A 26,012-nucleotide genomic window follows, 5' to 3' on the forward strand; every position below is an offset into this window, starting at 1 on the left:
ACCGCTCACTCCGCGCCTCCTCCGCGCAGCGCGTACCCCACGCCCCGCACCGTGTGCACGAGGCGCGGCTCGCCGCCCGCCTCCGTCTTGCGCCGCAGATACATCACGTACACGTCCAGCGAGTTGGAACTCGGCTCGAAGTCGAAGCCCCACACCGCCTTCAGGATCTGTTCCCGGGTCAGCACCTGCCGCGGGTGCGCCAGGAACATCTCCAGGAGCGTGAACTCGGTCCGCGTCAGCTCCACCGTCCGCCCGCCCCGGGTCACCTCGCGGGTGGCCAGGTCCATCCGCAGGTCCTCGAAGGCCAGGACGTCGGTGTCGGCGGGGGCGGCGGCCGTCGCCGCGGCGTACGAGCTGCGCCGGAGCAGCGCCCTGATCCGGGCGAACAGCTCGTCCAGCTCGAAGGGCTTGACCAGGTAGTCGTCCGCGCCCGCGTCGAGCCCGGTGACCCGGTCGCCGACCGTGTCGCGGGCGGTGAGCATCAGGATCGGCACGGTCGAGCCGGAGGCCCTGATCCGGCGGGCCGCCGTCAGCCCGTCCATGCGGGGCATCTGCACGTCGAGGACGACGAGATCGGGGGCGTACGACTCCATCCGGGCCAGCGCGTCCAGGCCGTCGACGGCGTCCTGCGTCCCGTACCCCTCGAAGGCGAGGCTGCGGCGCAGGGCCTCCCGCACGGCGGGCTCGTCGTCGACGATGAGGATGCGCTCGGCTTCGTTCTGCTGTCCCGTCATGGCCTCAGCGTCGCACGGCGTCCGTTCGCCGGTCAGTTCTCGCCGCCCGCGCGCAGACGGTCCAGGTCGGCCTTCACGGTGTCGACCGGAATGGCGAATCCGAGGCCCACGCTTCCGGCCGTGGAACCGTTCGCGGCACTCGGCGCGTACATGGCCGAATTGATTCCGATGATCTCGCCGTCCATATTGATCAGCGCGCCGCCGGAATTCCCCGGATTGAGCGAGGCGTCCGTCTGGATCGCCTTGTACGTCGTCTTCGACGAGCCGGTGTCGCCGTTGAACTCCTGCCCGCCGAACTCGAACGGCCAGCCCTGCCGGGGGTCGTAGCGCTGCTCCTGCCGCTGCTCCTGCCCGTCGTCGTCCTTGGCGACCGTCACGTCCCGGTCGAGCGCGGAGACGATGCCGCTGGTGACGGTCCCGGTCAGGCCCTCGGGGGAGCCGATCGCCACGACCTGGTCGCCGACGCGCACCTCGGAGGAGTCCCCGAGCGTGGCGGCCTTGAGACCGGAGGCGCCCTTCAGCTTGATGAGCGCCAGGTCCTTGTCGGGGTCCGTGCCGACGATCTCGGCCGGGTAGGTCTTGCCGTCGCTGAGGCGCACGCTGATCTCGGAGGCGCCGGAGATCACGTGGTTGTTGGTGACGATCTCGCCGTCGGAGGTGATGATCACGCCCGAGCCGGTCGACTTGCCGGAGTTCGAGGCCGCGGAGATCTCGACCGTGGAGGGGGAGACGGCGTCCGCGACGCCGGCGACCGTGCCCGTGCTGCGCGCGGAGACGTTGGTGCCGCTCACCTTCGAGGAGGCGGCGACCGGGGTCTCGGCGGTCATCTGCTGGACGAGGGTCGCCGTACCGCCGCCGACGGCCGCGGCCGCGATGGCCACCGCCGCCATGAGGCCGACACCGCGCCGAGCGCGCCGGCGGTGGGCGGGAGCGGCGGGGACGGGAGCGACCGTGCCGGCCACGGGCGGGTCCACCGGCGGCGGCACGTGCCCGCCTGACGGCCAGACGGTGGTGCCCGGCTCGGTGACGATCGGCTGGGTCGCCATCGGCCGGGTGGCGGCCTGCTCGGCGGTGAAGCCGTGCGGCGTGGGCTCGTACGGCGGCCTCGGCGGGTAGTACGGCTGGTGCGGCTGCTGCTCCTGGAAGTCCGTCATGGCTATGACTCTCGGAGCCGTACATGAGAGCCGTCTGAGGACCGGCTGAGAAGCCCGACAGAACCCTGTATGCCCTATATAAAGGGCGGCGTGGGCTCGCGGCGGGGCGGGTCTGGCTCGCGGTGGGGCGGGTCTGGCCGTCGCGGCCGCAGGAGCGGCGGGGCGTGTCTAGCCGTCGCAGCCGCAGGAGCGGCGGACCACCAGGGCCGACGGGAAGAGCTTCACCCGCTCGCGGCGCGAGCCCGCCACCCGGAGCGAGTCGTCCAGGACCAGGTCCACCGCCGCCCGCGCCATCGCCGGCCGGTCGGAGGAGACCGTGGTCAGCGGCGGGTCGGTGAGCGCCGCCTCCTTCACGTCGTCGAAGCCCGCGACCGCCAGCTCCGTCGGCACCTCGATGCGCAGCTCGCGCGCCGCCCGGAGCACACCGAAGGCCTGGTCGTCGGTGGAGCAGAAGATCGCCGGCGGCCTGTCGGGGCCCGCGAGGAGCTTGAGGGCCACCTGGTAGGCGTCGTAGCGGTTGTACGGGGCTTCGAAGAGCCGGCCCTCGACCGAGCGGCCCGCCTCCAGCATGGCGCGGCGCCAGCCCTCGACGTGGTCGGCGACCGGGTCGCCGACGGCCGGGGTGTTCGGGACGCCGCCGAGACACGCCACGTACGGGTGGCCGTGCTCCAGGAGGTGACGGGTGGCGAGCTGGGCGCCGCCGATGTCGTCGGTCACGACGGCCACGTCGTCGATCGCCTCGGGCCGCTCGTGGAGCAGCACCACGCGCGCGTCCCAGGCCTCGATCTCGCTCGCGGCCTGCTCGCTCATGCCCTGGCTGACCAGGATCAGACCGGAGACCCGCATCCCGAGGAAGGCGCGCAGGTAGTGGACCTCGCGCTCGGTCCGGTAGTCGGAGTTGCCGACGAGGACCATCTTCCCGCGCTCGGCGGCGGCCTGCTCGACCGCGTGAGCCATCTCCGCGAAGAACGGCTGGCGCGCGTCGGGGACGATCATGCCTATGAGGTCGGTGCGCCGGGACGCCATCGCCTGGGCGACCCGGTCGGGCCGGTAGCCCAGCTCCTTGATCGCGGCGAGGACACGCTCGCGCGTGGCCGGGGCGACCGGCCGGGGTCCGTTGTTGATGACGTAGCTCACGACCGCGGTCGAAGTACCTGCCAGTCGAGCTACGTCATCCCGCGTCACCTTGGCCACGCGCGGCAGTCTACGCGGGGTGACCTACCTACCGGCAGGTCGCACTGTGGCATCCGCCACGTTCACGTCCTCCGAAGGGGTGGCGTCCCCCGCGGCGCCCTTGACGCGCGCGCTCGCGCGGGCGTCCTCCTTGGCACGCGCCTCCTCGGCCGCCCGCTCGACCTTCTCCGGGGTGACGAAGCGGTAGCCCACGTTGCGGACGGTGCCGATCAGCGCCTCGTGCTCGGGACCCAGCTTGGCCCGCAGCCGCCGTACGTGGACATCGACCGTACGGGTGCCGCCGAAGTAGTCGTACCCCCACACCTCCTGGAGGAGCTGCGCGCGGGTGAAGACCCGGCCGGGGTGCTGGGCCAGGTACTTGAGGAGCTCGAACTCCTTGAAGGTCAGGTCCAGGACCCGGCCCTTGAGCTTCGCGCTGTACGTCGCCTCGTCGACCGACAGGTCGCCGTTGCGGATCTCCATGGGGGAGTCGTCGGCGACGATCTGCTGGCGGCCCATCGCGAGCCGCAGCCGCGCCTCGACCTCGGCCGGGCCCGCGGTGTCGAGGAGGACGTCGTCGATGCCCCAGTCGGCGGTGACGGCCGCGAGGCCGCCCTCGGTGACGACGAGGATCAGCGGACAGCCGGGGCCGGTGGACCGCAGCAGCTGACAGAGCGAACGCACCTGCGGGAGGTCCCGCCGGCCGTCGACGAGGATCACGTCCGCGCCGGGGGTGTCCACGAGGGCGGGGCCCTCGGCCGGGGCCACCCGGACGTTGTGCAGCAGCAGGCCGAGTGCCGGAAGCACCTCGGTCGACGGCTGGAGTGCGTTGGTGAGGAGCAGCAGTGAACTCATCGGTCTCCTCCCACGAGCTGTCGGGGCCGCTCGTGCGGAGCGGACCCCCCTGCCATCGGTCGGTCGTGCTGCGTGCGCTCGCTCATAACGTCGGTTCCTCCTCGGTCCCTGCGAGGACGTGCACTGCTTCGTACAGATCACTACCGGCTCTCGCGCCCTGAGAGCTTTTGTTCATCCGTCCGTAACAACGGTCGGAAAACGCAAAAGGACCCGGGGGCTGCATCGCCCGGATCCTCTGCCGAGCAGAATAGCCCACATACCTTCCCGGGGAGGGGGACGATTTCACATGGTGGATGTCTCCCTGATCACTTCCGGCTCCCGGCGGGCCATATCGCGTACGGATGACGATGTCCGGATCGAGGGGGTCCGCCAACCCTTCACGGCAAGTGTCACCGATACGGCGGTCGCCGTCGCCCCCGCTCACCCGCCCGGGGACCGGCCCACGCGCGCATAGCCCATCATGGGGAGCGGCGCGCACACGAACGAAGGGAGCGCCGCTATGGCAGCGGGAACCATCCGCTACTGGGCCGCGGCCAAGGCCGCCGCAGGAGTCGCGGAGGAGCCGTACACCGCGGAGCACCTCGCGGAGGCGCTCGACGCGGCCCGCGCGAAGCACCCCGGCGAGCTCGTCCAGGTCCTCAAGCGGTGCTCGTTCCTGGTCGACGGCGACCCCGTCGGGACCCGGAGCCATGAGACGGTACGGCTTGCCGAGGGCGGCACGGTCGAGGTGCTCCCCCCGTTCGCAGGAGGGTGAACCCCAGAGCAATGAGCAACGACCAGTACTACGGCGGTCAGCAGCACGACCCGTACGCGAACGGGAACCAGGGCCGGGGCATGGACCAGCGGCCGCAGGACCCCGACGTCACGCAGACGTGGGAGGGCCAGACCTGGGACACCACGTACCAGCCGGCCGTCTCGTACGAGCAGGTCCAGGCCGCCAGGGCCGCGCAGGCACAGCCGCAGCCACAGGCCCAGAACCCCGCCCCCGTGACGTACGGGACGCAGGAGGGCTACCAGCAGCCGTACCAGCAGTCGTACGAGCAGCCGTACGAGCAGCCGTACGAGCCGTACCCGTCGTTCGGGGGCGGCGCGGGCGGGTACCCCGCGGCGGCGCACGAGCCCGCGGCCGCCCCGGCACCCGCTCCGGCCCCGGCGCCCCAGCCCGCCCCCGCGGCGGGTGAGGCCGGCCCCGGCTGGTCCTCGCCCACGACCTCGGGGAACACCCGGATCACCGACGCCCAGCGCGCCCGTGCCGAGGGACGCTCGCCGGTGATCGAGCCCGGGATGCAGCCCGCGGCCCTGACCGCCGTCCTCGGACTGCTGCTCGCCGGCGGCGCCGCCCTCGGCACCTACGGCCTGCTCGTCCCGCTCGTCCTGCTCCAGGGCCTCACCGCCGCCGGCTGGTTCCGGCTCAACGGCATGTGGCCCGCCCGGCAGGGCATCGCCCTCGCCTTCGCGGGCGGCCTCGCCGCCGACGCGGCCCTGCTCGCCACCGGCCGGGAGCACGCGGCCGCCGCGATCCTCGGCACGCTCGGCGTCTGGGTGCTGCTCTGCCTCGTCCTCCAGCTGCGCAGCCACGCCGACCCGGACGAGCGGATGTACGGCCTGATGGCCACCGTCGCCTCGGCGGCGCTGACCGTCATCGCCACCGGGCACCTCGGCGCCGCGTCCGACGCGGTGGTCGTCGGCGGGGTCGCGGTCGCGGCCGCCGTCCTGGCGCGGGCCCTCCCGCTGCCCGGCCCGGTGTCCCTGGTCGCCGCGCTGCTCGCCTCGGCGGGGGCGGGGATCGCGGCCGGCGGGTTCACGGACCTGGGCACCTCCGGGGCGCTGCTCGGCCTCGGGGCCGGGGTCTGCGCCCTGATCGGCCTGCGGGTGGCCAGCTACGACTACCCGTCCCGCTTCGTCCACATGACGGCCGGGGTGGCGCTGCCGCTGACGGCCGCGGCGCCCGCCGTGTACCTGCTGGGCCGGGCTCTCGGCTGACCCCGCCCGTCCCCGAGCCGCCCCCGACCCGGCCCCGAACGGACCCTGATCCGAGAGCCGCCCGGGAACCAACCGGCCCCCCGACACGTCGATCTTCGTGTCGGGGGGCCGGCACATATCCATTTCCATCGGGGGGACACTCAGCCCATGCGTGCACTGCGGATTCTGTTGATCGTGGCCGTCGTGCTGGGCGGGGTCCTCGTCGGGATCGACCGGCTGGCCGTGGCGTACGCCGAGTCGGAGGCGTCGAGCCGGGTGAAGCTCTCGGCGGCCCGGAGCGAGTCGATCGACGTCGACATCAAGGGCTTCCCGTTCCTCACCCAGGTCGCGGACAAGCGGTTCGACGAGGTCGACGTGAAGGCGACCGGCGTGACGGCGACGGCGGGCAGCCGGCGGATCCGGGTCGGCGAGCTGACCGTGGCCCTGCGGGACGTCACCGTGACCGGTGACTGGGCGGGCGCGAAGGCGGGCTCGGCGAGTGGGACCGCCCTCATCTCGTACGCGGACCTCACCGCCGCCTCCGACCGGGAGGCCACCGTCGCCTACGGGGGCGACGGCAAGGTGAAGGTGACCGGCGGGGTGACGGTCATGGGCCGCACCCTGACCCGTACGGTCCTCTCGACCGTGACCGTGGTGAACGGCGACACCATCCGGGTCCGCGCCGACGAGGTGCCCGGCGAGGGCATCCCGGGCATCGAGGACCTGGTGCGCGCCCGGACCGACTTCGAGCGTCCGATCGGTCTGATCGCCGGGATGAAGGTGGAGAAGGTCGAGCCGCGGCCGGAGGGTCTGGCCGTCTCGGTGAGCGGCAAGGACATCGTCCTGGCGGGCTGACCCACCGCCCCTCAGGTCACATGCTGAGACGTCGTTGTCCGAAGCGTAGAAACACAGGCCGAGGCCGGGCCGCGCGGGCGTCCGGGGCCTGCCCGCGCCATGATCTCGTCTCGTATCTCGGACGATCGCGTCTCAAAATACGACACACCGGTGACACGGCCGCCTGTCCGTCCCTACGATCGTGGGCATGAAGCGACAGGCGGATCTCACGAAGCGGCGGGCAGTAGACCTGTGCCGCGTCGCCGCCATGCTCTGTCGCTCCGTCTGAGCGGGACTCACCACTCCCGTATTCCTCAGGCCCTCCCCCCGAGGTCAGGGCCGCCCTGTGTAGCCGTACGCACGTCCTGCTGTCCGTACGCACGCGACGACGCGTACCGCACCACACCCGCACCACACCGCCGCACACTGCCCCGGAGGAGAACAGCATGGCTCGCAGCGACGTCCTGGTCGACGCTGACTGGGTCGAGGCCAACCTCGACAACCCGCAGGTCGCCATCGTCGAGGTCGACGAGGACACCTCGGCCTACGAGAAGAACCACATCCGCAACGCCATCCGGATCGACTGGACCCAGGACCTTCAGGACCCGGTCCGCCGCGACTTCATCGACCAGGAGGGCTTCGAGAAGCTCCTCTCGGCCAAGGGCATCGCGAACGACACCACGGTCGTCCTCTACGGCGGCAACAACAACTGGTTCGCCTCCTACGCCTACTGGTACTTCAAGCTCTACGGCCACCAGGACGTGAAGCTCCTCGACGGCGGCCGCAAGAAGTGGGAGCTCGACTCCCGCGACCTGGTCGACGGCTCCGAGGTCCCGGCCCGCCCGGCCACCACGTACAAGGCCCAGGCCCAGGACAGCTCGATCCGCGCCTTCCGCGACGACGTCGTGGCCGCGATCGGCGCCCAGAACCTGGTCGACGTCCGCTCGCCCGACGAGTTCTCCGGCAAGCTGCTCGCCCCGGCCCACCTCCCGCAGGAGCAGTCGCAGCGCCCCGGCCACGTGCCGAGCGCCCGCAACATCCCGTGGTCGAAGAACGCCAACGACGACGGCACCTTCAAGTCGGACGACGAGCTCAAGGCCCTCTACGAGGACGAGCAGGTCGATCTGGCGAAGGACACCATCGCCTACTGCCGCATCGGTGAGCGCTCCGCGCTGACCTGGTTCGTGCTGCACGAGCTGCTCGGCGTCGAGAACGTCAAGAACTACGACGGCTCGTGGACCGAGTACGGCTCCCTCGTCGGCGTGCCGATCGAGCTCGGCGCCAACAAGTAATCCCCCGGACCCCTCCCCCTCCTCCGGACCCCTCGACCGTAAGGACAGAACGACATGTGTGGAGCGCAGCCCGGCGGCCCCGACGCCTCGACGATCAAGCCCGGTGAGACCACCATCCAGGGCTTCGTGACCAAGGACGGCCAGCCCGTCACCGGTTACGTCCGCCTCCTGGACTCGACCGGCGAGTTCACGGCCGAGGTCCCGACCTCCGCCACCGGCCAGTTCCGTTTCTACGCGGCCGAGGGCACCTGGACCGTCCGCGCCCTGGTCCCGGGCGGCACCGCCGACCGCCAGGTCGTGGCCCAGCAGGGCGGCCTCGCCGAGGTCGCCATCGCGGTGTGATCCCGCAACGCTGAACCGGCCGAAGGGCCGTGCCTCCTGGGGGGTTGGACGCCATTTCCAGGACTTGAGGCACGGCCCTTCGGTCTGCCCGCGCGCAGGCCCGCCCCCACTGCTCCGGGGCGCTCCCGGACGTACGCTGAAGGTGTGTACGCACGCCGCCGGCACGTCTACTTCTGGATGATGGGCGCCTGTCTGTTCCTCTTCGTGGGCGCCTGGGCCGTCGTGCGGCTCTTCTCGATGCCGGTGGCGATCGGCATGTGCGTCGTCGCCATGCTCATCCCACCGGTCGCGGCGATGGTCGCGAACCGCCGGGGCCCCGAGGACCGCTGGTGGGACGACCCGTCGGGCGACCCGACGTCGGACGAGTGGTGGGACGAGCTCGACGGCAAGAAGCGCCGGGAGCGCTGAGGGGGGCGCGTACAGGTCAGTACACGAGGGCCTGGGTGTCGTCGGCCAGGGCCTCCTGGACGAAGACCTGCGCGCCGGCGATGCGGACACCGTCCAGGACGTCCTTCTCCGTGATCTCGCGACGGGCCGCGCACTGCGTGCAGAGCGTGATCCGCCCGGCCGCCAGGATCGAGTCGACCAGGTCCGGCAGCGGCGCCGCGTGCGGGAGTTCGAACTCGGCGGCCCGGCCCGGGAGCGCGAACCACGCGGACTCGCCGGTCAGCCAGAGCGAGACCTCGACGCCGCTGGCGACGGCGACGGCGGCCACCGTGAAGGCCTGCGAGCAGCGTTCGGGGGCGTCGGCCCCTGCGGTCACCTTGATCACGAGCTTCTTCGCCATATACCGAACTGTAATGCGCGCCCCTGCAACCCCTCGCACACCTCACGTGTCAGCTGGGTGCGCGGATGACGGAATCCGCGATTCAGGTCTCGTGGGGGGACTCTTGAGCAACGAAGAAAGTATCCAAAATCCGGAAACGGCACCGCCGCCGGAGGCGGAGACCGACCCGGAAACCGCGCCTCCGGTCGCCTCGCGGCCGGAGATCCCGGATGTGTCCCCGGACACACCGCCGGCCGCCCGGCCGCGCCGCCGTGCCCTCCGCACGACGGGCCTGATAGCCGTCGCCGCCCTCCTCGGTCTCGTCGGCGGCACGGCCGTCGGCTACCGCATCCAGGCGGACCGGGAGCCGACCCCGCTCCCGCCGCTGAACCAGCCGGGCCTGGCGTACCCGGCGAAGCCCCTCCCGAAGGGCGAGGAGCCGGACCCGCTCCCGGCCTCGGAGGACCTCCAGGCGAAGGCGCAGGGCGACCTGCGGAAGCTGCTGGTGCCGCGGCCGGCGGGCGCGCGGGCCGACGGTGAGGACGGGTGGGAGTCGCTGTCCGCGTACGCGTCGGACTACAACTACCCCTCGTACGCCCTGGAGTTCCAGCTGGAGCAGGGACTCCGGCGGGTGGCGACCCGGTCGTGGCGGACGGGCGAGTACCGGCGCGTCACCGTCAAGCTCCTCCAGTACCGGCCCAGCGCCGGGATCGGCGCCTGGGAGCACCTGCGCGCACGGCAGACCGCCGAGATGGACGAGGACAGCGCCGACTCCCTGGGCGAGCCGGTCCCCGGTGCCGCAGACGGCCGCTACTTCCTCTATCCGGTGGAGCGCAAGGCCGGATACATGGACCTCCACCAGGCCCGTGCGTACATCCAGCACGGAGACATCGCGGTCGAGATCTACATCTCCGACACGAGCAAGATCGCCGAGAACGACATCCGTTCTCTGGCCGAGCGGCAGCTGGGGCGCCTGTGAGTGAGAAGTCCGGGAGCCGCACGCGCGGGCTCCTCAAGAACGTCCTGACCGCCGTGCTCGTGCTCGGGACCGTCGGCGGCGGAGTCGCGTACACGGCCGTCACGGTCGACCGGGCCGACCGGACCGCCCCCACCGAGGCCTGGGCGCAGCCGGCCGTGACCCAGACCCCCGAGGACCCGGCCGCCGGCATCGTCAGGGGACGGGCGTCCACCCCGCTCAGCAGGCTGCTCCTGCCCGTACCCGACGGCTACGTGCTCGGCGCCGACCTCGCGGGACACGGCAACGACGGCGAACTGGCCGGCCGGCAGGCCGCGGCGCTCCTCAAGCAGGCCGGAAAGGGCACCTACGGCAAGAAGCGCAGGGAGTACGAGAAGCGGGTCGACAAGCTCGGCATCCAGGGCATGGCGACGCGCTCGTACGCCTCGGTCGAGAACGACCTCCAGGTGGAGGCGCTGGTCCTGCGCATGAAGGACAGGAAGCAGGTCCGTGCGTTCTTCGAGCTGCGGAAGGAGCTCGCCGAGCTCCTCGACCTGCGCAAGGGGCCGAAGATCAAGGACCACGCCAAGAACTCCGCCTGCTACCTGGGACCCGAGCCCGAGGGCGGCGACGAGGAGGAGCGGGAGGCCCGGCTGCGGTCCCTCATGTGCTGGGCGTACGACGGCGAGGTCATGGTCACCGTCACGGCGTTCGGCGCCGCGCCGCTCGACCAGAAGGCCGTCGCGCTCCTGGTGGAGAAGCAGCTCCGCCACATCGAGTCCCCGGGGGAGTACGTATGAGCCGGCAGCTGACCGAGACGCCCGTCGACGAGACGGCGCCCGCGCCGGAGCCGGAGGCTCCCGCGTCCGCCGCCCCCCGGCGGACCCGAGCCGTCCTGTGGGCCGTCGCCCGCTGGACCGCCGCCGTCGTCGTCTGCGGTGGCGTCGGCGCCGGTACCGCCGCGGGGATCACCGCGCTCGACCGGCACGAGGTGCCCGGTCTCGCGACCGAGAGCGACGGACGCTGGGAGTACCCGGTGCTCCGCCTCCCCGCGCTGCCGGCCGACCGCCTCCGCCCCTACACCGACGGCAACGAGGGCGAGGTCCACCACGCCGACCTGCGGGAGCTGCTGCTGCCCGCGCCGACCGGAGCGACGCCCGACCCGAAGCTGAAGGGCGGGTTCGTGTCCACGGACGCGTACCTCTCGCTGTACGGGAAGGAGTTCCGTGCCGAGCTGAAGCGGAGCCTCGCGGACTCCACCCTGCGGCACATCGCCGCCCGGGGCTGGACGGCGCCGGACGGCACCCGGACCACCGTCCACCTGCTGCGGTTCAGCTCGGTGGCGTACGCCGAGTCGTACGAGGACGTGGCGCTCCAGGTGGACGCGGCGGACGGCCCCCTCGCCCTCCCGGACGGAGTGGAGGACGTCGTCCTGGAGAACTTCACCGACGATGTCGACGTGCCGGACACGAGCCTGCACGCCTTCCACGAGAAGAAGCCGTACGGCCCCGAGCAGACCAGCTGGGCCTACGTCCAGGCCGGCGACACGCTGGCGCTGATCACCCTGACCCGTAAGGGCGAGGTGCCGGCCGTGCCGTTCCAGCAGACCGTCACGCTGCAGAACCAGCTGCTCGGCTAGTCACAGCGCGCGAGACCCACCTCACCGAGTGGGCCGGACCCCAGCCCACTAAGCTGGGGTCCGGCCCGTTCCGCCTTCACCGCTCAGTCGAGGAGCACCCCGTGATCATTTTCTTCGAAGCTCTGCTGGTCCTGGTCTGTGTCGGCGTGCTCGCCTTCACCGGTCTGGCCGTGAAGAAGCTGTACCAGGGCCAGCGCTAACCACCTCTAGAGAACGCCAGAGCTGCTCATGATCGAGATCCCGTCCGACCTCAACCCGGACCTCGTCCCCCTCGCGTTCCTGATCGGCACGTGGGAGGGCGCGGGTGTCTCCGACTTCCCCGGCGCCGAGAAGTGCAACTTCGGCCAGTCCGTGACGTTCAGCCACGACGGCCGGGACTTCCTCGAGTACACGTCCCACTCCTGGGTCCTGGACAACGAGGGCAACAAGGTCCGCCCGCTGGAGAGCGAGAGCGGCTACTGGCGCATCGACAAGGACCGCAAGGTCGAGGTCGTCATGGTCCGTGACCAGGGCATCGTCGAGATCTGGTACGGCGAGCTCGCCGACCAGAAGCCGCAGATCGACCTGGCGACGGACGCCGTCGCCCGGACGGCGGCCTCGGGCCCGTACTCCGGTGGCAAGCGCCTCTACGGCTACGTCAAGAGCGACCTCATGTGGGTGGGCGAGAAGGCGACCCCCGAGGTCCCGCTGCGGCCGTACATGTCGGCGCACCTGAAGAAGGTCGTGACGCCGGAGGAGGTCGCGGAGATGGCCCGCAACCTCGGCGACCTGCCGGACGACGGCATCGCCTTCTTCCGCTAGAAGTCTGGGGGTGGCGCGCCGCGCCCTCCTACACTGGAGGGCGTGGTGAGCACCGACTGGAAGAGCGACCTGCGGCAGCGCGGCTATCGGCTGACGCCGCAGCGTCAGCTTGTCCTGGAGGCCGTCGACGCGCTGGAGCACGCGACGCCCGACGACATCCTCGTCGAGGTCCGCAGGACCGCGTCGGGGGTGAACATCTCCACCGTCTACCGGACCCTGGAGCTCCTGGAGGAGCTCGGGCTCGTGAGCCACGCCCATCTGGGGCACGGGGCTCCGACGTACCACCTCGCCGACCGGCACCACCATCTGCACCTGGTGTGCCGGGACTGCTCCGGGGTGATCGAGGCGGACGTCGAGGTGGCGGCCGAGTTCAAGGGGAAGCTCCGCGAGACCTTCGGGTTCGAGACGGACATGAAGCACTTCGCCATCTTCGGGCGGTGCGGGGACTGTGCCGGGAAGGACGCCGGCGCCGAGTCGTAGGCTTGCCGTATGCAGCGACCTTCCACGACCAGCCCTCTGCTGTCCCTGCCCGGTGCCGTCGCCGCCGAAGGCCGCGACGAAGGTGTCGCCGCGCACTACGGCGACCTCTTCCGTGAGCAGCGCGCCCTCGCCGACGGCAAGGGTTTCGTCGACCTCTCGCACCGCGGTGTGGTCACCGTCACCGGTGACGACCGCCTGAGCTGGCTGCACCTCCTCGTCACCCAGCACATGACCGATCTGCCGCCCGGCCGGGCGACGGAGGCGCTCGTCCTCTCCGCGAACGGGCACATCGAGCACGCCCTGTACCTCGTCGACGACGGCGAGACGGTGTGGGCGCACGTCGAGCCGGGGACGCGGGAGGAGCTCGTCGCCTACCTGGAGTCGATGAAGTTCTTCTACCGGGTCGAGGTGGCCGACCGCACGGACGACATCGCCGTCGTCCACCTCCCGGCCGGCTCCATCGCCGAGGTGCCCGAGGGCGTCGCCGTACGGGAGACCCCGCACGGCCGCGACCTGTTCCTGCCCCGGGCGGACCTGGAGTCCTTCGCCGGCTCGCACGGGCCGGCCGCCGGGATGCTCGCGTACGAGGCGCTGCGCGTCGAGGCCCACCGGCCGCGCCTCGGCTTCGAGACCGACCACCGGACGATCCCGCACGAGATCGGCCTCATCGGCAGCGCCGTCCACCTCCAGAAGGGCTGCTACCGGGGGCAGGAGACCGTCGCCCGGGTGCAGAACCTGGGGAAGCCGCCGCGCCGGCTGGTCTTCCTGCACCTGGACGGCAGCGAGGTGCTGCTGCCGGGGCACGGCACCCCGGTCCGGCTCGCGGCGGACGGTGAGGAGGGCCGGCAGCTCGGTTTCGTGACGAGCTCCGTCCGCCACCACGAACTGGGCCCGATCGCCCTGGCCCTGGTGAAGCGGAACGTGCCCGTGGACGCGCCGCTGATCGCCGGGACGACGGCGGCCGCCCAGGAGACCGTCGTCGAGCCGTAGGCCGTCGGCGGGATCGGGCCCCGAGCGGGATCAGACCTCGATCAGCACCGTGAACGGGCCGTTGTTCGTGAGGGAGACGCGCATCGACGCCCCGAAGCGGCCCGTCTCCACGTGGGCGCCCAGTTCCCGCAGCCGGGCCACGACCTCGTCGACGAGGGGTTCGGCGACGGGTCCGGGGGCGGCGGCGTTCCACGTGGGGCGGCGGCCCTTGCGGGCGTCGCCGTAGAGCGTGAACTGAGAGATCACGAGCAGCGGCGCGTTCACGTCCGAGCACGACTTCTCGTCGGTCAGTACCCGGACGGACCAGAGCTTTCTGGCCAATTGGGCGGCCTTCTCGGGGGTGTCGTCATGGGTCACCCCGACCAGGACGCACAACCCCTCTCCCTTGATCTCACCGACGGTCTCCCCTGCGACGACGACGCTCGCGCCGTCGACCCTCTGCACCACAGCACGCATGCGTCCCAACCTACCGAGCCGACCGCAGTCCGGCGGACGAGGGGCCGAACGGGTGCAGAGCGCCTGCACGCGCGCGTGCAGGAGTGGCACCATGCGTGTCAGGCGGTGCGGCTCCGCACCGGTCGAGGGGACGATTCACATGAGTGCACCTGGCACAGGGCCGACGCCGTCCGGCCCCGTACCGCTGACCCGCGCCGGAACCAGGGGCGGTGGGCCGGCATCGCGGCCGCCCCTGCAGCGGTCCGCCGAGGCCGCCCTGTCGGACCGGCCGCAGCCGGACCTCGGCGCGCTGCGGCTGCCCGAGCTGCGCACGCTGCGGCGGGACGCGCAGAGCGACGAGGCCGACCTGAGCTACGTACGGCGGATGCTCCAGGGGCGCATCGACATCCTGCGGGCCGAGCTGGCGCGGCGGACCGATCCGGAGGCCCCGGTCCTCGACCGGCTCTCCGAGATCCTCGCCGACGTGCCCTCGCGGCACCGCAGTTCGGCCCGGCACGTGACGCTGTCGACGCCGAGGAGCGAGGAGTACCGGCGGCTCGCGGCCGAGATGCTGTCGGAGGTCGAGCTGTCGGACCTGACGGCCCGTACGGACGACGAGCTGCACACGGGGATGGGGCGGCTCGCCGGGTACGAGCAGCAGATCTCCCGGCGCCGCCAGCAGCTGCAGCGGACCGCCGACGACTGCAGCGCGGAGATCGCCCGCCGCTACCGGGAGGGCGAGGCCCAGGTCGACGACCTGCTGGCGTGACCTGGCGGGGGCGCGTCGACGAGCCACCGGTGTGGTCTCGCGCGGTGCGTCGACGAGCTGTCGGCGTGGTCCCCGCGGGGACGGGGAAACTCGGGTGCGGGCGTGTCGGGGCCGTGCGTAGGGTCGAAGGATGACTGTCGACGTACGCACGGTGGCGGAGTCCGAGTTCCCCGACTGGCAGCGCGCCCTGCGCACCGGGTTCCTCCGCCCGCCCGTCGTGACCGACGAGGAGGTCGCCGACCGGCTGGCGCACGTCGACCTCGCGCGGACCCTCGGCGCCTTCGACCGGGACCGGGTCGTCGCCACCTTCCGGTCGTTCCGCCAGGAGGTCAGCACCGTCGGCGGAGGCAGCCTCACCGCCGACGCGATCAGCCAGGTGACCGTCTCCCCGACGCACCGCAGGCGCGGGCTGCTCAGCCGGATGATGACCACCGACCTGGCCGCCGCGAAGGAGCGGGGCGACGCGATCGCGACCCTGATCGCCGCCGAGTACCCGATCTACGGACGGTTCGGCTTCGGCGCCGCGAGCTGGGCCACCGAGTGGAGCGTGGACGTGCGCAGGGCCGGGCTCGACCCGCGCCGCTCGGGCCGCCCGGAGGACGGCGGCCGGATCGACCTGACCGACGCCGAGGAGATCCGCAAGGCCGGTCCCGCCGTGCACCGGCGGCTCGCCGGCGTCCGCGCGGGGGTCACCGACCGCAGTGCCCGCGACTGGGAGGTCGGCACCGGCCTCGGCGTGCACAGCGAGCCCTGGCGGGAGCCGTTCTACGCGGTGTACCGCGCGGAGTCCGGCGAGGTCGAGGGGTTCGTGTCCTACACGGCCGACGACAAGTGGGGCGACGCCAAGCAGCCGCTGAACACCGCGACCGTACGGGACCTGATCGCCGTCACCCCCGCCGCCGAGCGGGCCCTCTGGCACTACCTGTGCTCCGTCGACTGGGTCGGCACGGTCCGCTCCGGCTACCGGGCGCCCGACGACCCGCTGCCGATGCTGCTGCCCGACCCGCGCGCCGCGAGGACGCTGACGTACGTGGACATGCTGTGGGTGCGGGTCCTGGACGTCGTCCGGGTCCTGGAGAGCCGGACGTACCCGGTGGCGGACGGCCTCGTGCTCGACCTGCGGGACGGGGACGGGCTCGCCGGCGGGCGCTACCGGCTCGACGCCTCCCCGGCCGGCGCCACCGCCGTCCGTACCGCCGAGTCCGCCGATCTGGCCTTCGACATCGCCGAGTTGGGCACGCTCACCCTCGGTGACGAGTCGGCGGTACGGCTCTGCCGGCTCGGGCGCGTCGAGGAGCTGACGGCGGGCGCCGCCGCCCGCGCCGACCTGCTGTTCCGTACGCCGCTGCGGCCGTTCTCGCCGGACATCTTCTGACGCCTTCCCGGACCTCTCCCGGGGCCCGGCCGCCGTCAGCGCGTCCGCAGCCGGAAGAGGAACCCGGAGGCCGCGACGGCGACCGCGAGCAGGGCCGCGCACCAGGCCAGGGCGGTCCAGGGGGAGTTCCCGACCGGCTGGTCGAGCAGCAGCCCGCGCATCGACTCGATCAGCGGGGTCACCGGCTGGTGCTCGGCGAAGCCGTGCAGCCAGCTCGGCATGGTGTCGATCGGTACGAACGCGCTGCTCGGGTAGGGCAGGAACATCATGAAGAAGGTGACCGCTCCGGCCGCCTCCGCCGTCCTGGTGAGCAGGCCGACGGCCGCCGACAGCCAGGAGACGGCCGTGATGTAGGCGAGCAGCAGTCCGATCGCCGCGAGCCAGCCGCCCGCCGTGGCGGCGGGGCGGAAGCCGATGAGGAAGGCGACGCCGAGGACGAGGGCCGTCGAGAGCACGTTGCGGGTGACGGTGGCGGCCACGTGCCCGGCGAGGAACGGCGTGCCGCCGACGTCGAGCGTGCGGAAGCGGTCGACGACCCCGAGCCGCATGTCCTCGCTGACGGTGACGGCGGTGCCGGCCGCCCCGAATCCGGCGCAGAGGACGAGGACGCCGGGGACGACGTAGGTGACGTACCGGGTGCCGGTGTCGATGGCTCCGCCGAAGAAGTAGACGAAGACCAGCATCAGCATGATCGGCATCATCATCGAGGTGATGACGGCGTCGAGGTTGCGGCGGCTGAGCCGGATGCCGCGCCCGGCGAGTGTGCTCGCCGCGGTGAGCGGCCTCGGGGCGGTGAGGGTGTCAGACACGGCTGGGCTCCTTGCCGGAGGCGCTGGGCTCCTGGTCGGCGGTGAGGGTCAGGAAGACGTCGTCGAGCGTGGCCGAGTGCAGCGCGAAGCGGGCGATGTCACGGCGCTCCGGGTCGAGGTGGTCGAGCAGCTCGCGTACGTGGGCGGCGCTGCCGTCGGTGGGGACGCCGAGCGTGCGGGTCCCGGGGTCGCGGGTCGCCGTGGCGTCCGCGCGGGTGGTGAGCCGGAGGTAGCCCTCGGGGTCGTACGCGACGAGGTCGAGCCGGTGGGCGGCGTACCGCGCCTTGAGTTCGGCGGGGGTGCCCTCGGCGAGGGCGCGGCCCTTGCCGAGGACGGTGATCCGGTCGGCGAGGCGGTCGGCCTCCTCCAGGTACTGGGTGGTGAGGAAGACGGTCGTGCCGCCGTCGGAGAGTTCTCTGACGACCTGCCAGAGTTCCTGGCGGCTGCGGGGGTCGAGGCCTGTGGTCGGTTCGTCGAGGAACATCACGCGGGTCGCGCCGGGGTCGCGGACGAGGCCGGCGGCGAGGTCGAGGCGCCGGCGCATGCCGCCCGAGTAGGTCCTGGTCAGCCGGTCGCCGGCGTCGGCGAGGCCGAAGCGTTCGAGGAGTTCGGAGGCGCGGCGGGCGGCGGCGGGGCGCGAGAGGCCGGAGAGGCGGGCCACCGTCCGCAGGTTCTCGGTGCCGGTCTGGGTCTCGTCGACGGCGGCGAACTGCCCGGTGAGGCTGATGGCCCGGCGGACCCGGGAGCGTGCCGTGACGACGTCGTGCCCGGCCACGCGCGCGTGGCCGGCGTCGGGCGGGGTGAGCGTGGCGAGGATGCGGACGGTGGTGGTCTTGCCGGCGCCGTTGGGGCCGAGGAGGGCGAAGACGGTGCCGGGCGTGACGTGGAGGTCGAGGGCGTCGAGGACGCGGACGTCCCGGTAGCTCTTGGTCAGGCCGGTGGCTTCGATGGCCGGAGACATGGGTGTGCTCCCTGGGCTCATGGGTGGGTGGTCGCGTGGCCGGGCTCGCACGGCGTACTGCGTATGCCATACGCGTTACTGTGTAAGGGTTACGCATTACTAGGATGGACGTCAAGCGTGCGAGGTGGCCGGGAGGCGGCGGTTATGGCGGAGGACGAGGGCGGCACGGGTGACGGCGGGACGTTTCTGCCGCCGAGCATCGAGGCCGCCTGGGGGCTGCGGGAGCGCCCCTCGAAGGGGCCCAAGCCCGGACTGGCCCTGGACCGGATCGTCGACGCGGCCGTCGCGCTCGCGGCGGCCGAGGGTCTCGGCGCCGTCTCCATGGGCCGGGTCGCCAAGGAGCTCGGCGTCTCGACGATGTCCCTCTACCGGTACGTCTCCGCCAAGAGCGAGCTGTACGTCCTCATGCAGGAGTCCGCCACCGGCGCCCCGCCCGCGCTCTTCCCGCCCGGCGCCGGATGGCGCGAGGCCCTGGAGGCCTGGGCGTGGGCGCTGCGCGAGGTCTATCGCCGCAACCTCTGGATGCTGCGGCTTCCCGTGTCCGGGCCGCCCGCGACCCCGAACTCGGTCGCCTGGTGGGAGAAGGCCCTCGCCGCCCTCGACGGCACGGGCCTCGACGCGGGCGGCAAGATCTCGGTGACCATGCTGCTCGGCGGGTTCGTCCGGAACGACGCCCTGGTCATGGCCGACCTCGACGCCGTCATCGAGGGGAGCGGCGCGAGCCCGGAGGACGTCCTCTCCCGGTACGCCCGCACCCTGCGGCGGCTCGCCGACCCGGAGCGGTACCCGGAGGTGGCGCGGCTGCTGGACTCGGGGGTGATGGACGTCGCCGACGAGCCGGAGGCGGAGTTCCGCTTCGGTCTCGCCCGGATCCTGGACGGGGTCGCCGCGCTGGTGGAAGGGCGCGCCGCATGACCCCGGACCGGGACGCGCAGGATCCCGTCGCCGCCCCCGGGCTGCGTTCCATGACCCCGGACCGGGACGCGCCCGAGGCCGTCGCCGCGCCCGGCCTGCGCGAGCGGAAGAAGGAGCGCACCCGGCAGGCGCTGTCGGACGCGGCCGTCGCGCTCTTCCTGGAGCGGGGCTTCGACGCGGTGTCGGTCGCGGAGGTGGCCGCCGCCGCCGAGGTGTCCAAGCCGACCCTCTTCCGGTACTTCCCCGCCAAGGAGGACCTGGTCCTCCACCGGTTCGCCGACCACGAGGACGAGGCCGCCCGCGTGGTGGCCGCCGGGCGCCGCGCCGGCACCGCCCCGCTCGACGCGCTGTACGCGCACCTGCTCGACGGGCTCGCCCGGCGCGACCCGGTCACCGGACTCTGCGACCACCCGGAGGTCCTGGCGTACCTCCGGCTCCTGTACGGCACACCGGCCCTGGTCGGCCGCCTCCACGCGTACCGCGTGCGGTCGGAGGCGGCGCTCGCGGACGCGCTCGCCGCCGAAGGGGCGGGGGGAGTCGACGGGCTGGCCGCCCGGCTCGCCGCCGGGCAGATCGTGACCGTGCTGCGGGTCCTCGCGGAGGAGAACACGGCCCGGATCGCGGACGGGGAGACGGCCGACGCGGTGGAGGCGGACGCGATGGAGGCGGCCGGGCTGGCGTTCCGGGCCTTGCGGGAGGGGCTCGCGATCTGAGGGCGGAGCAGGCCGTGGCGCCACCCGCTCGGACTCCGACGTGAGCGGCCGGGCCGTGGCGCCACCGCTCGGACTCCCGAGGTGGGCAGCGGGGGCCTGCGGGACCGCCCGCTCCGTAGACAAGTAAAAAATGTAACTCAGTAACGCTTTCCGTTAGGCTTGCCGGAATGACGTCACTGGACCTTGAGCTCGCCCGCGAACGCTCCCACCACGACGCCTGCCGCGCCGCCCTGACCCGGATGACCGAGGACGTCGCCGAACAGGTCGTCACCGGCGAGGACACCGCCGCGTCCGGCGCCGACGCCGAGGCGCTCGGCAGACACCTGCGCAGCCGCGCCAAGGAGATGCGGGAGCAGCCGCCGGGCCCGCTGTTCTTCGGCCGGCTCGACCGCGAGGACGGCCAGATCCATCACATCGGCCGCCGCCGGATCGCCGAGGACCCCGCCGCCCCGCCGCTCGTCGTCGACTGGCGCGCCCCCGTCTCCCGCGCCTACTACCAGGCCGGCGCCCACGACCCGCAGGGCGTCCTGCGGCGCCGCCGCTTCGGCTGGGCGCCGCACAGCAGGGGCGCGACGGAGGACCTGACCGCCCTGGAGGACGAATCCCTCACGGCCGGCGGCGCCGGGACGGTCAGCGCCCTCGTCACCGGGGAGATCGAGCGGCCTCGGGTCGGCCCCATGCGGGACATCGCCGCCACCATCCAGCCCGAACAGGACGACCTCGTGCGCTCCGACCCGGCCGCCTCGCTGTGCGTGCAGGGCGCGCCCGGCACCGGCAAGACCGCCGTGGGGCTGCACCGGGCCGCGTACCTCCTCTACACCCATCCGCAGCGGATCCGCCGCTCCGGACTCCTCGTCCTCGGACCGCACCGCGCCTTCCTCTCCTACATCGCGGAGGTGCTGCCGTCGCTCGGCGAGACCGGCATCCGCCAGGCCACCCTCGACGAGGAGATCGCCCGCCATCCGGTACGCGCCGAGGACGGCGAGGCGGCGGCCCTGGTCAAACACGACGGCCGGATGGCGGGGGTGCTGCACCGGGCCCTGTACGGCAGGGTCGATCCGGCCCCGGCGGACGACCTCGCCGTCCCCGACGGCTCCTACCACTGGCGGCTGCCCGCCGGCCTGCTCGCGGAGATCGTCGAGGCCGTACGGGAGGAGGCGCCGCCCTACGCGACGGGCCGTGAGCGCGTCCGCGCCCGGGTCGTACGGGCCCTCCAGCTCCAGGCCGAGCGCCGGTCGGGACCGATGGGCGCGGCCTGGGCGCGGCGGATCGAACGGGCGCGGGCGGTGAGCGCGTTCCTCGACGCGTGCTGGCCGAGAACGACGCCGGAGGAGGTCCTCGCGGAGGTCCTCGCCGACCCCGCCGACCGCACTCTGACGGAGGCCGAACGGGCCGCGATCCGCTGGGAACGGCCGCCGCGCTCGTACCGTTCGGCGCGCTGGACCGCCGCCGATCTCGTCCTCCTCGACGAGCTGGCGGGCCTGATCGAACGGCCGGAGAGCTACGGCCACGTCGTCGTCGACGAGGCCCAGGACCTGTCGCCCATGCAGTGCCGGGCCATCGCCCGCCGCACCGCCTTCGGCTCGCTCACCGTCCTCGGCGACCTGGCGCAGGGCACCACCCCGTGGGCCGCCCGGACCTGGCGCGACCAACTCGCCCACCTGGGCAAGGCGGAGGCGCCCGTCGTGCCGCTCACCCTCGGCTACCGCGTCCCGGCGGTGATCGTGGACCTCGCCAACCGGCTCCTTCCCCACCTGGGCGCGGACGTGCCCGCCGGGCGCTCGGTCCGCAGGGACGGCGAGGTGTCGGTGCACCGGACGACGGACCTCCTGGCCGCGACCCGCGAGGCCGTCGCCGCCGCGCTCACGGCCGAGGGCTCGGTGGGGGTGATCACCGCCGGCGGCCTGGCCGGTCCCGTGGGCGAGGCGGTGCGGGCCTGCGGGGCGGAGGAGCGGGTGACCGTGCTGCCCGCTTCGGTCGTCAAGGGCCTGGAGTTCGACCATGTCGTGGTGGTCGAACCGGCCGCGATCGTGGCCGCCGAGGCACGCGGCGCGAACCGCCTGTACGTGGCGCTCACCCGGGCGGTGTCCCGGCTGACGCTGGTACACGCGGCGGAGCTGCCGGAGTGGCTGGGGCGCGAGGCGGGGGCGGCGCCGGGGGCTGGTGGGACGGCTGCGGAGGGGCCGGTTCTCCGTACAGCGCCGTGAGTTCGGCCGCGATGCGGGTCAGGGCGGCGCGGGCCTCGGGTGGGGTGAGGAGTTCCACGCGGGCGCCGAGCCCGGCCAGTCGGGCGGCGATCACCTCGGGCGAGGGGCCGTCGGCCTCGAAGGGCGTCCAGCCGTCCGGGGCGCGTTCCCCGTACCGTATCCGCCCTCCGAACAGGCCCTCCAGGACGCCTTCCGTGCCCGGGGCGGCCCGTCCCCGGGCCGTCGCGGCGACCAGCCGGTCCTCCATGCGGGCGGCGAGCGCGCGCCAGGCGGTGGGCAGGTCGAATCCCTCGGGCCGTACGGCGGGGGCACCGGTCTCGGCCACGGTGGTGACGCGGCCGACCCGGAAGGTGCGCAGGCCGTGCTCCGTGTCCGCGACGAGGTAGCGGGCGCCGGACTTCACGGCGATCCCCAGCGGGTGGACGGTCCGCTCGCGCGGCTCCCGGCCGGGGCGGGCGTAGCCGATCCGGATCTCCCGTGCCTCGACCACCGCCCGCTGGAGCGGACCGAGGGAGGCCTCGTCCGTCTCCGTGCCCGCCCAGTCCGTACCGTCGGAGATCCCCGCGCGGGCGGCGGTCTCGGCGCCGTCCCTGAGGGGCGCGGGGAGGGCCCGTACGAGCTTCCGCAGGGCGGTCCGGGTCTGCGGGCTCGCGGTGGCGTCCGAACCGGTCAGGAGGAACAGCGCGCGGATCTCGGGGGCCGTCAGACCCGTCAGGTCGGTGCGGGCGCCGCCGACGAGGGACCAGCCGCCGCCCTGGCCCGCCTGCGAGTACACCGGGATCCCGGCGCCGGCGAGCGCTTCGAGGTCCCGGCGCGCGGTGCGCTCGGACACGCCGAGTTCGGCGGCGAGTCCGGCGGCGGTGACACGTTGCCGGGTCTGGAGGAAGAGCAGGGCGGCGACGAGTCGATCGGCTCTCATGGCGCCATTGTCGCCGTGCGAGCCGGTCGATCCGCCGCCGCTTCGGGGGCCGCTCAGTGCGACGCGAGGGCCTTGGCGGATCCGGTCCGCCCGGGTGCCTCCGTGGGGCCGGGGGCGGCCGGGCGGCGCAGGACGGTGAGGGCGACGGCGAAGGCGGCGACGAGGAGACCGGCGCCGACGCCGAAGGCCAGGTGGTAGCCGCCGGTCAGGGCCTCGGCGGCGGGGCGGCCGGCGGCGGTGAGGGACTCGGTGCGAGTGGCGGCCAGGGTGGAGAGGACGGCGATGCCGAGGGCCATGCCGATCTGCTGGGTGGTGTTGAAGAGGCCGGAGGCGAGGCCCGCGTCCGCCTCCTCGGCGCCCGACATGGCGAGCGAGGTGAGGGCGGGGAGCGCCAGACCGAAGCCGGCGGCGAGCAGCATCACGGGGAGCAGGTCGGTGACGTACGAGGCGTGGACGGGGACGCGGGTCAGCAGGCCGAGGACGCCGACGAGCAGCAGGAGTCCGGTGAGCAGGACGTTGCGCTCGCCGAAGCGGGCGATGAGGCGGGCCGAGACGCCGAGCGAGACGGCGCCGATGATCGCGGCCGCGGGCAGCATCGCGAGGCCGGTCGCGGCGGCTCCGTATCCGAGGACCTTCTGCAGGTAGAGGGCGACGAGGATCTGGAAGGAGAAGAGCGCGGCGACCATCAGCATCTGGACGGCGTTGGCGCCGGAGACGCTGCGGGAGCGCAGGATCCGCAGGGGCATGAGCGGGTTCGCGGTCCTCGCCTGGCGGAGGAGGAACCCGGCCAGGAGGGCGAGCGCGAGGGCGCCGAGGCCGAGGGTGTGCGCCGAACCGGCCCCGTACTCCTCGATCTTGACGACCGCGTAGATCCCGGTCATGAGCCCGGTCGTGACGAGCGCCGCGCCGATGACGTCGGCGCCCGCCCGGAGCCCCAGGCCCCGGTCGGAGGGGAGGGCGCGGAGGGCGACGAGGAGGGTGGCGACGCCGATCGGCAGGTTGATGAAGAAGATCCAGTTCCAGTCGAGGGCGTCGGTGAGGACGCCGCCGAGGACCTGGCCGAGCGAGGCGCCGGCGGCGCCGGTGAAGCTGAACACGGCGATGGCGCGGGCGCGTTCGCGGGGCACGGTGAAGAGGGTCACGAGGATGCCGAGGCCGACGGCCGAGGACATCGCGCTGCCGACGCCCTGGAGGGAGCGGGCGGCGATGAGGACGCCGGGGGAGGTGGCGACCCCGGCGAGGAGGGAGGCGGCGGTGAAGACCCCGGTGCCGGCCAGGAACATCCGCTTGCGGCCGATCAGGTCGCCGAGGCGGCCGGCGAGGAGCAGGAGCGAGCCGAAGGCGATCAGGTAGGCGTTGACGACCCAGCTGAGGCCGACCGGGGTGAAGCCGAGGTCGCTCTGGATGGCGGGCATCGCGACGGTGACGATGCTCCCGTCGAGGATCGTCATGAGCATGCCCGTGGCGAGGACGCCGAGGGCGAGGCCGGGGGAGAGGGGGCGGGGGGTGGTGCGGGACGCGGGCATGGAGGTCACTCCTGTGCGAGGGGTCCGGGGGAACCGACAAGAGTGACGTTAGCAGATGGTTTTGTTGCAGACTATTTTTTACGAAACGGATCTGGGGTGTCGTGTACGCGGTGACGCCCGAGGGTGACGGGTGACGGGTGACGGACGGAGGGGCCGGCCAAGGTGGCGGGCCCCTCCTTACGTGCGTCGCGGACGCCTCAGGCGCGCTGCCGGGCCCGGCGGGCTGCCTTCGGGCCCTCGACGGGGGTCTCCAGGTGGCCGGTGGCCAGGCGGTTCAGGGCCCGGAGCAGGACGGTTCGCTCGTCCTCCGGAAGGGAGGAGAGGGCGCCCTGGTGCACCCCGTCGACGATCTTCCGGCTCTCCCGGGCGACCTCGGCCCCCGCCTCGGTCACGGCGATGATCCGCGCCCGCCGGTCGGTGCTCGACGGCCGGCGCTCGGCGAGCCCGGCCTTCTCCAGGGCGTCGACGGTGACGACCATGGTCGTCTTGTCCATGTCGCCGATCTCCGCGAGCTGAGCCTGCGTGCGCTCCTCCTCCAGGGCGTGGACGAGGACGCAGTGCATCCGGGGGGTGAGCCCGATCGCGCCGAGCTCGGCGGCCATCCGGGTCCGCAGGACGTGACTGGTGTGGTCGAGGAGGTAGGAGAGATCGGGCTCGGTGCGGGTGGGCGCCATGGCGGTCATGTCTGCCAGGGTAGCGACCATCGATCCGTCGCGGATTATCGAGAAGCGGACGGATGCGGACTCCTCGCCGCCTGTTGGCGATGAGGCGTACGTCCCGTGCCGGGTCGTCAGAGGCCCCGGGTGCCGTCGATGCGTTCGCGGAGGAGGTCCGCGTGGCCGTTGTGGCGGGCATACTCCTCGATCATGTGGATCAGGACCCACCGCAGGGACACCGTGCCGCGCCAGTCGTCGTGGCCCGAGACGTCGAGGTCCGGGGCCTCGGACGTGAAGCGGTCGGCGAAGGCCACCGCCGCCCGCCAGGCCTCCCAGGCGGCCGAGACGGCCATCGGGTCCGGTGCGGCGCCGTCGAAGTCGCCGTCCGGGTCCTCGGCGGAGGACCAGAGCGGACCGGCGTCGTCCCGGCCGGCGAGCACCTGCCCGAACCAGCGGCGCTCGACGTCGGTGAGATGCCGGACCAGGCCGAGCAGCGAGAGGGTGGACGGTTCGACGGACCGCCGGGCCAGTTCCGCCGCCCGCGCCCCCTCCAGGCCCGCGCACTTCAGGACCAGGGTCGCGCGCTGGTCCGCCAGGAACCCGGCGAGCATCTCCCGCTCGTCCCCGGTCGCGGGACCGGCGAAGCGGCGCCCCGACGCCGGGCCGCCACCCGTCTCGGCGAGCACCTCCGCGCGCCGGCGGGCGCTCACCGTGCCCCCTGCGCGTACGGCACGGTCATGCGTCGGTCCT

General features: G+C 73.0%; 29 protein-coding genes and 1 pseudogene. 18 read left to right on the forward strand and 12 right to left on the reverse strand.

Going from position 1 to position 26,012, the window contains the following annotated elements; genetic code table 11:
* Window positions 1–5: 5 nt before the first annotated feature.
* From AMK29_RS34085 to AMK29_RS34100, 4 genes are all read right to left on the reverse strand, one after another.
* Entirely contained in the window at window positions 6–734 is a 729-nt protein-coding gene (locus tag AMK29_RS34085; protein ID WP_073819957.1) for a response regulator transcription factor, read from the reverse strand.
* 32 nt (window positions 735–766) lie between these two features.
* A complete protein-coding gene (locus AMK29_RS34090) occupies window positions 767–1,888 on the reverse strand; it encodes a S1C family serine protease (RefSeq protein ID WP_073819958.1) in 1,122 nt (373 codons plus the stop codon).
* A gap of 168 nt (window positions 1,889–2,056) precedes the next feature.
* Window positions 2,057–3,082, reverse strand: a complete 1,026-nt coding sequence (locus AMK29_RS34095) for a LacI family DNA-binding transcriptional regulator (protein WP_073819959.1) — start codon at window positions 3,080–3,082, stop codon at window positions 2,057–2,059.
* Window positions 3,083–3,106: 24 nt separating this feature from the next.
* Window positions 3,107–3,916, reverse strand: a complete 810-nt coding sequence (locus tag AMK29_RS34100; RefSeq protein ID WP_073819960.1) for a response regulator transcription factor — start codon at window positions 3,914–3,916, stop codon at window positions 3,107–3,109.
* Between the two features lie 499 nt (window positions 3,917–4,415).
* Here AMK29_RS34100 and AMK29_RS34110 point away from each other — a divergent pair, with 499 nt between their 5' ends.
* From AMK29_RS34110 to AMK29_RS34135, 7 genes are all read left to right on the forward strand, one after another.
* On the forward strand, window positions 4,416–4,670 hold the full coding sequence (locus AMK29_RS34110; RefSeq protein ID WP_030323286.1) for a MoaD/ThiS family protein: 255 nt from the start codon (window positions 4,416–4,418) through the stop codon (window positions 4,668–4,670).
* A gap of 11 nt (window positions 4,671–4,681) precedes the next feature.
* Window positions 4,682–5,899 carry a hypothetical protein gene (locus tag AMK29_RS34115; RefSeq protein WP_073819961.1) on the forward strand — a complete coding sequence of 406 codons (1,218 nt, stop codon included), beginning with the start codon at window positions 4,682–4,684 and terminating at the stop codon, window positions 5,897–5,899.
* A 147-nt stretch (window positions 5,900–6,046) separates the two neighbouring features.
* On the forward strand, window positions 6,047–6,733 hold the full coding sequence (locus tag AMK29_RS34120; protein WP_073819962.1) for an LmeA family phospholipid-binding protein: 687 nt from the start codon (window positions 6,047–6,049) through the stop codon (window positions 6,731–6,733).
* Window positions 6,734–6,920: 187 nt separating this feature from the next.
* Window positions 6,921–7,001 (forward strand): putative leader peptide, encoded by an 81-nt coding sequence (locus tag AMK29_RS38065; RefSeq protein WP_350497993.1) that lies wholly within the window; start codon window positions 6,921–6,923, stop codon window positions 6,999–7,001.
* A 157-nt stretch (window positions 7,002–7,158) separates the two neighbouring features.
* Window positions 7,159–8,004, forward strand: coding sequence for a sulfurtransferase (locus AMK29_RS34125; protein ID WP_073819963.1), 846 nt, complete (start codon window positions 7,159–7,161; stop codon window positions 8,002–8,004).
* Window positions 8,005–8,058: 54 nt separating this feature from the next.
* The gene (locus AMK29_RS34130; RefSeq protein ID WP_073819964.1) at window positions 8,059–8,346 is read left to right on the forward strand and encodes a DUF1416 domain-containing protein; all 288 of its coding nucleotides are present in this window, start codon (window positions 8,059–8,061) and stop codon (window positions 8,344–8,346) included.
* 144 nt (window positions 8,347–8,490) lie between these two features.
* Window positions 8,491–8,754 (forward strand): DUF3099 domain-containing protein, encoded by a 264-nt coding sequence (locus AMK29_RS34135; RefSeq protein WP_073819965.1) that lies wholly within the window; start codon window positions 8,491–8,493, stop codon window positions 8,752–8,754.
* A 16-nt stretch (window positions 8,755–8,770) separates the two neighbouring features.
* Here the strand turns inward: AMK29_RS34135 and AMK29_RS34140 are convergent, their stop codons facing one another.
* Window positions 8,771–9,133: a DsrE family protein gene (locus AMK29_RS34140; RefSeq protein ID WP_073819966.1), complete on the reverse strand. Its 363-nt coding sequence runs from the start codon at window positions 9,131–9,133 to the stop codon at window positions 8,771–8,773.
* Window positions 9,134–9,344: 211 nt separating this feature from the next.
* Here AMK29_RS34140 and AMK29_RS34145 point away from each other — a divergent pair, with 211 nt between their 5' ends.
* The 6 genes from AMK29_RS34145 (at window position 9,345) to ygfZ (ending at window position 13,977) form a co-directional block, all read left to right on the forward strand.
* Window positions 9,345–10,091 carry a hypothetical protein gene (locus tag AMK29_RS34145; protein WP_241845813.1) on the forward strand — a complete coding sequence of 249 codons (747 nt, stop codon included), beginning with the start codon at window positions 9,345–9,347 and terminating at the stop codon, window positions 10,089–10,091.
* Window positions 10,088–10,867: a hypothetical protein gene (locus tag AMK29_RS34150; protein WP_073819967.1), complete on the forward strand. Its 780-nt coding sequence runs from the start codon at window positions 10,088–10,090 to the stop codon at window positions 10,865–10,867. The genes AMK29_RS34145 and AMK29_RS34150 overlap by 4 nt, the downstream gene beginning before the upstream one ends.
* Complete coding sequence (locus AMK29_RS34155) at window positions 10,864–11,706, forward strand: hypothetical protein (protein WP_073819968.1); 843 nt, start codon at window positions 10,864–10,866, stop codon at window positions 11,704–11,706. Before AMK29_RS34150 ends, AMK29_RS34155 begins: the two co-directional genes overlap by 4 nt.
* 228 nt (window positions 11,707–11,934) lie before the next feature.
* Entirely contained in the window at window positions 11,935–12,507 is a 573-nt protein-coding gene (locus AMK29_RS34160; protein ID WP_073819969.1) for an FABP family protein, read from the forward strand.
* Window positions 12,508–12,549: 42 nt separating this feature from the next.
* Complete coding sequence (locus AMK29_RS34165) at window positions 12,550–12,987, forward strand: Fur family transcriptional regulator (RefSeq protein ID WP_073819970.1); 438 nt, start codon at window positions 12,550–12,552, stop codon at window positions 12,985–12,987.
* 9 nt (window positions 12,988–12,996) lie between these two features.
* Window positions 12,997–13,977 carry a CAF17-like 4Fe-4S cluster assembly/insertion protein YgfZ gene (gene ygfZ / locus AMK29_RS34170; RefSeq protein ID WP_073819971.1) on the forward strand — a complete coding sequence of 327 codons (981 nt, stop codon included), beginning with the start codon at window positions 12,997–12,999 and terminating at the stop codon, window positions 13,975–13,977.
* A gap of 30 nt (window positions 13,978–14,007) precedes the next feature.
* Here ygfZ and dtd read toward each other — a convergent pair whose 3' ends face one another.
* The gene (gene dtd, locus AMK29_RS34175) at window positions 14,008–14,433 is read right to left on the reverse strand and encodes a D-aminoacyl-tRNA deacylase (RefSeq protein ID WP_073819972.1); all 426 of its coding nucleotides are present in this window, start codon (window positions 14,431–14,433) and stop codon (window positions 14,008–14,010) included.
* Window positions 14,434–14,572: 139 nt separating this feature from the next.
* On the opposite strand from dtd, the gene AMK29_RS34180 reads away from it, so the two are divergent.
* Together AMK29_RS34180 and AMK29_RS34185 are read left to right on the forward strand one after the other, a co-directional pair.
* A complete protein-coding gene (locus AMK29_RS34180) occupies window positions 14,573–15,181 on the forward strand; it encodes an RsiG family protein (RefSeq protein ID WP_073819973.1) in 609 nt (202 codons plus the stop codon).
* Between the two features lie 130 nt (window positions 15,182–15,311).
* Window positions 15,312–16,556 (forward strand): GNAT family N-acetyltransferase, encoded by a 1,245-nt coding sequence (locus AMK29_RS34185; protein ID WP_073819974.1) that lies wholly within the window; start codon window positions 15,312–15,314, stop codon window positions 16,554–16,556.
* Between the two features lie 35 nt (window positions 16,557–16,591).
* Here AMK29_RS34185 and AMK29_RS34190 read toward each other — a convergent pair whose 3' ends face one another.
* Together AMK29_RS34190 and AMK29_RS34195 are read right to left on the reverse strand one after the other, a co-directional pair.
* On the reverse strand, window positions 16,592–17,365 hold the full coding sequence (locus AMK29_RS34190) for an ABC transporter permease (RefSeq protein ID WP_073819975.1): 774 nt from the start codon (window positions 17,363–17,365) through the stop codon (window positions 16,592–16,594).
* Entirely contained in the window at window positions 17,358–18,326 is a 969-nt protein-coding gene (locus AMK29_RS34195) for an ABC transporter ATP-binding protein (RefSeq protein ID WP_073819976.1), read from the reverse strand. Before AMK29_RS34195 ends, AMK29_RS34190 begins: the two co-directional genes overlap by 8 nt.
* Window positions 18,327–18,470: 144 nt before the next feature.
* On the opposite strand from AMK29_RS34195, the gene AMK29_RS34200 reads away from it, so the two are divergent.
* The 3 genes from AMK29_RS34200 (at window position 18,471) to AMK29_RS34210 (ending at window position 22,161) form a co-directional block, all read left to right on the forward strand.
* Window positions 18,471–19,241, forward strand: a complete 771-nt coding sequence (locus AMK29_RS34200; protein WP_073819977.1) for a TetR/AcrR family transcriptional regulator — start codon at window positions 18,471–18,473, stop codon at window positions 19,239–19,241.
* Window positions 19,242–19,291: 50 nt separating this feature from the next.
* The gene (locus AMK29_RS34205; protein WP_073820065.1) at window positions 19,292–19,954 is read left to right on the forward strand and encodes a TetR family transcriptional regulator; all 663 of its coding nucleotides are present in this window, start codon (window positions 19,292–19,294) and stop codon (window positions 19,952–19,954) included.
* 167 nt (window positions 19,955–20,121) lie between these two features.
* Complete coding sequence (locus AMK29_RS34210) at window positions 20,122–22,161, forward strand: HelD family protein (protein WP_079197246.1); 2,040 nt, start codon at window positions 20,122–20,124, stop codon at window positions 22,159–22,161.
* 10 nt (window positions 22,162–22,171) lie between these two features.
* Here the strand turns inward: AMK29_RS34210 and AMK29_RS37555 are convergent.
* The 4 genes and pseudogenes from AMK29_RS37555 to AMK29_RS34230 form a co-directional block, all read right to left on the reverse strand.
* Window positions 22,172–23,080, reverse strand: a pseudogene (locus AMK29_RS37555) (helix-turn-helix transcriptional regulator); the annotation flags it as partial.
* Window positions 23,081–23,133: 53 nt separating this feature from the next.
* Complete coding sequence (locus tag AMK29_RS34220; protein WP_073819979.1) at window positions 23,134–24,606, reverse strand: MFS transporter; 1,473 nt, start codon at window positions 24,604–24,606, stop codon at window positions 23,134–23,136.
* Between the two features lie 197 nt (window positions 24,607–24,803).
* The gene (locus tag AMK29_RS34225) at window positions 24,804–25,289 is read right to left on the reverse strand and encodes a MarR family winged helix-turn-helix transcriptional regulator (protein ID WP_073819980.1); all 486 of its coding nucleotides are present in this window, start codon (window positions 25,287–25,289) and stop codon (window positions 24,804–24,806) included.
* A gap of 107 nt (window positions 25,290–25,396) precedes the next feature.
* Window positions 25,397–25,972, reverse strand: coding sequence for a DinB family protein (locus tag AMK29_RS34230; RefSeq protein ID WP_443334096.1), 576 nt, complete (start codon window positions 25,970–25,972; stop codon window positions 25,397–25,399).
* Window positions 25,973–26,012: the final 40 nt, after the last annotated feature.

It is taken from the genome of Streptomyces sp. CB02261, from assembly GCF_001905665.1.
Lineage (GTDB): Bacteria > Actinomycetota > Actinomycetes > Streptomycetales > Streptomycetaceae > Streptomyces.

Bases quoted from the DNA above. Each gene is read 5' to 3' on its own strand.
- AMK29_RS34085 (WP_073819957.1), bottom strand. From the start codon at position 734: ATGACGGGACAGCAGAACGAAGCCGAGCGCATCCTCATCGTCGACGAC.
- AMK29_RS34210 (WP_079197246.1), top strand. From the start codon at position 20,122: ATGACGTCACTGGACCTTGAGCTCGCCCGCGAACGCTCCCACCACGAC.
- AMK29_RS34185 (WP_073819974.1), top strand. From the start codon at position 15,312: ATGACTGTCGACGTACGCACGGTGGCGGAGTCCGAGTTCCCCGACTGG.
- AMK29_RS34130 (WP_073819964.1), top strand. From the start codon at position 8,059: ATGTGTGGAGCGCAGCCCGGCGGCCCCGACGCCTCGACGATCAAGCCC.
- AMK29_RS34140 (WP_073819966.1), bottom strand. From the start codon at position 9,133: ATGGCGAAGAAGCTCGTGATCAAGGTGACCGCAGGGGCCGACGCCCCC.
- AMK29_RS34110 (WP_030323286.1), top strand. From the start codon at position 4,416: ATGGCAGCGGGAACCATCCGCTACTGGGCCGCGGCCAAGGCCGCCGCA.
- AMK29_RS34205 (WP_073820065.1), top strand. From the start codon at position 19,292: ATGACCCCGGACCGGGACGCGCCCGAGGCCGTCGCCGCGCCCGGCCTG.
- AMK29_RS34220 (WP_073819979.1), bottom strand. From the start codon at position 24,606: ATGCCCGCGTCCCGCACCACCCCCCGCCCCCTCTCCCCCGGCCTCGCC.
- AMK29_RS34090 (WP_073819958.1), bottom strand. From the start codon at position 1,888: ATGACGGACTTCCAGGAGCAGCAGCCGCACCAGCCGTACTACCCGCCG.
- AMK29_RS34160 (WP_073819969.1), top strand. From the start codon at position 11,935: ATGATCGAGATCCCGTCCGACCTCAACCCGGACCTCGTCCCCCTCGCG.
- AMK29_RS34155 (WP_073819968.1), top strand. From the start codon at position 10,864: ATGAGCCGGCAGCTGACCGAGACGCCCGTCGACGAGACGGCGCCCGCG.
- AMK29_RS34180 (WP_073819973.1), top strand. From the start codon at position 14,573: ATGAGTGCACCTGGCACAGGGCCGACGCCGTCCGGCCCCGTACCGCTG.
- AMK29_RS34195 (WP_073819976.1), bottom strand. From the start codon at position 18,326: ATGTCTCCGGCCATCGAAGCCACCGGCCTGACCAAGAGCTACCGGGAC.
- AMK29_RS34120 (WP_073819962.1), top strand. From the start codon at position 6,047: ATGCGTGCACTGCGGATTCTGTTGATCGTGGCCGTCGTGCTGGGCGGG.
- AMK29_RS34100 (WP_073819960.1), bottom strand. From the start codon at position 3,916: ATGAGTTCACTGCTGCTCCTCACCAACGCACTCCAGCCGTCGACCGAG.
- AMK29_RS34115 (WP_073819961.1), top strand. From the start codon at position 4,682: ATGAGCAACGACCAGTACTACGGCGGTCAGCAGCACGACCCGTACGCG.
- ygfZ (WP_073819971.1), top strand. From the start codon at position 12,997: ATGCAGCGACCTTCCACGACCAGCCCTCTGCTGTCCCTGCCCGGTGCC.
- dtd (WP_073819972.1), bottom strand. From the start codon at position 14,433: ATGCGTGCTGTGGTGCAGAGGGTCGACGGCGCGAGCGTCGTCGTCGCA.
- AMK29_RS38065 (WP_350497993.1), top strand. From the start codon at position 6,921: ATGAAGCGACAGGCGGATCTCACGAAGCGGCGGGCAGTAGACCTGTGC.
- AMK29_RS34225 (WP_073819980.1), bottom strand. From the start codon at position 25,289: ATGACCGCCATGGCGCCCACCCGCACCGAGCCCGATCTCTCCTACCTC.
- AMK29_RS34125 (WP_073819963.1), top strand. From the start codon at position 7,159: ATGGCTCGCAGCGACGTCCTGGTCGACGCTGACTGGGTCGAGGCCAAC.
- AMK29_RS34200 (WP_073819977.1), top strand. From the start codon at position 18,471: ATGGCGGAGGACGAGGGCGGCACGGGTGACGGCGGGACGTTTCTGCCG.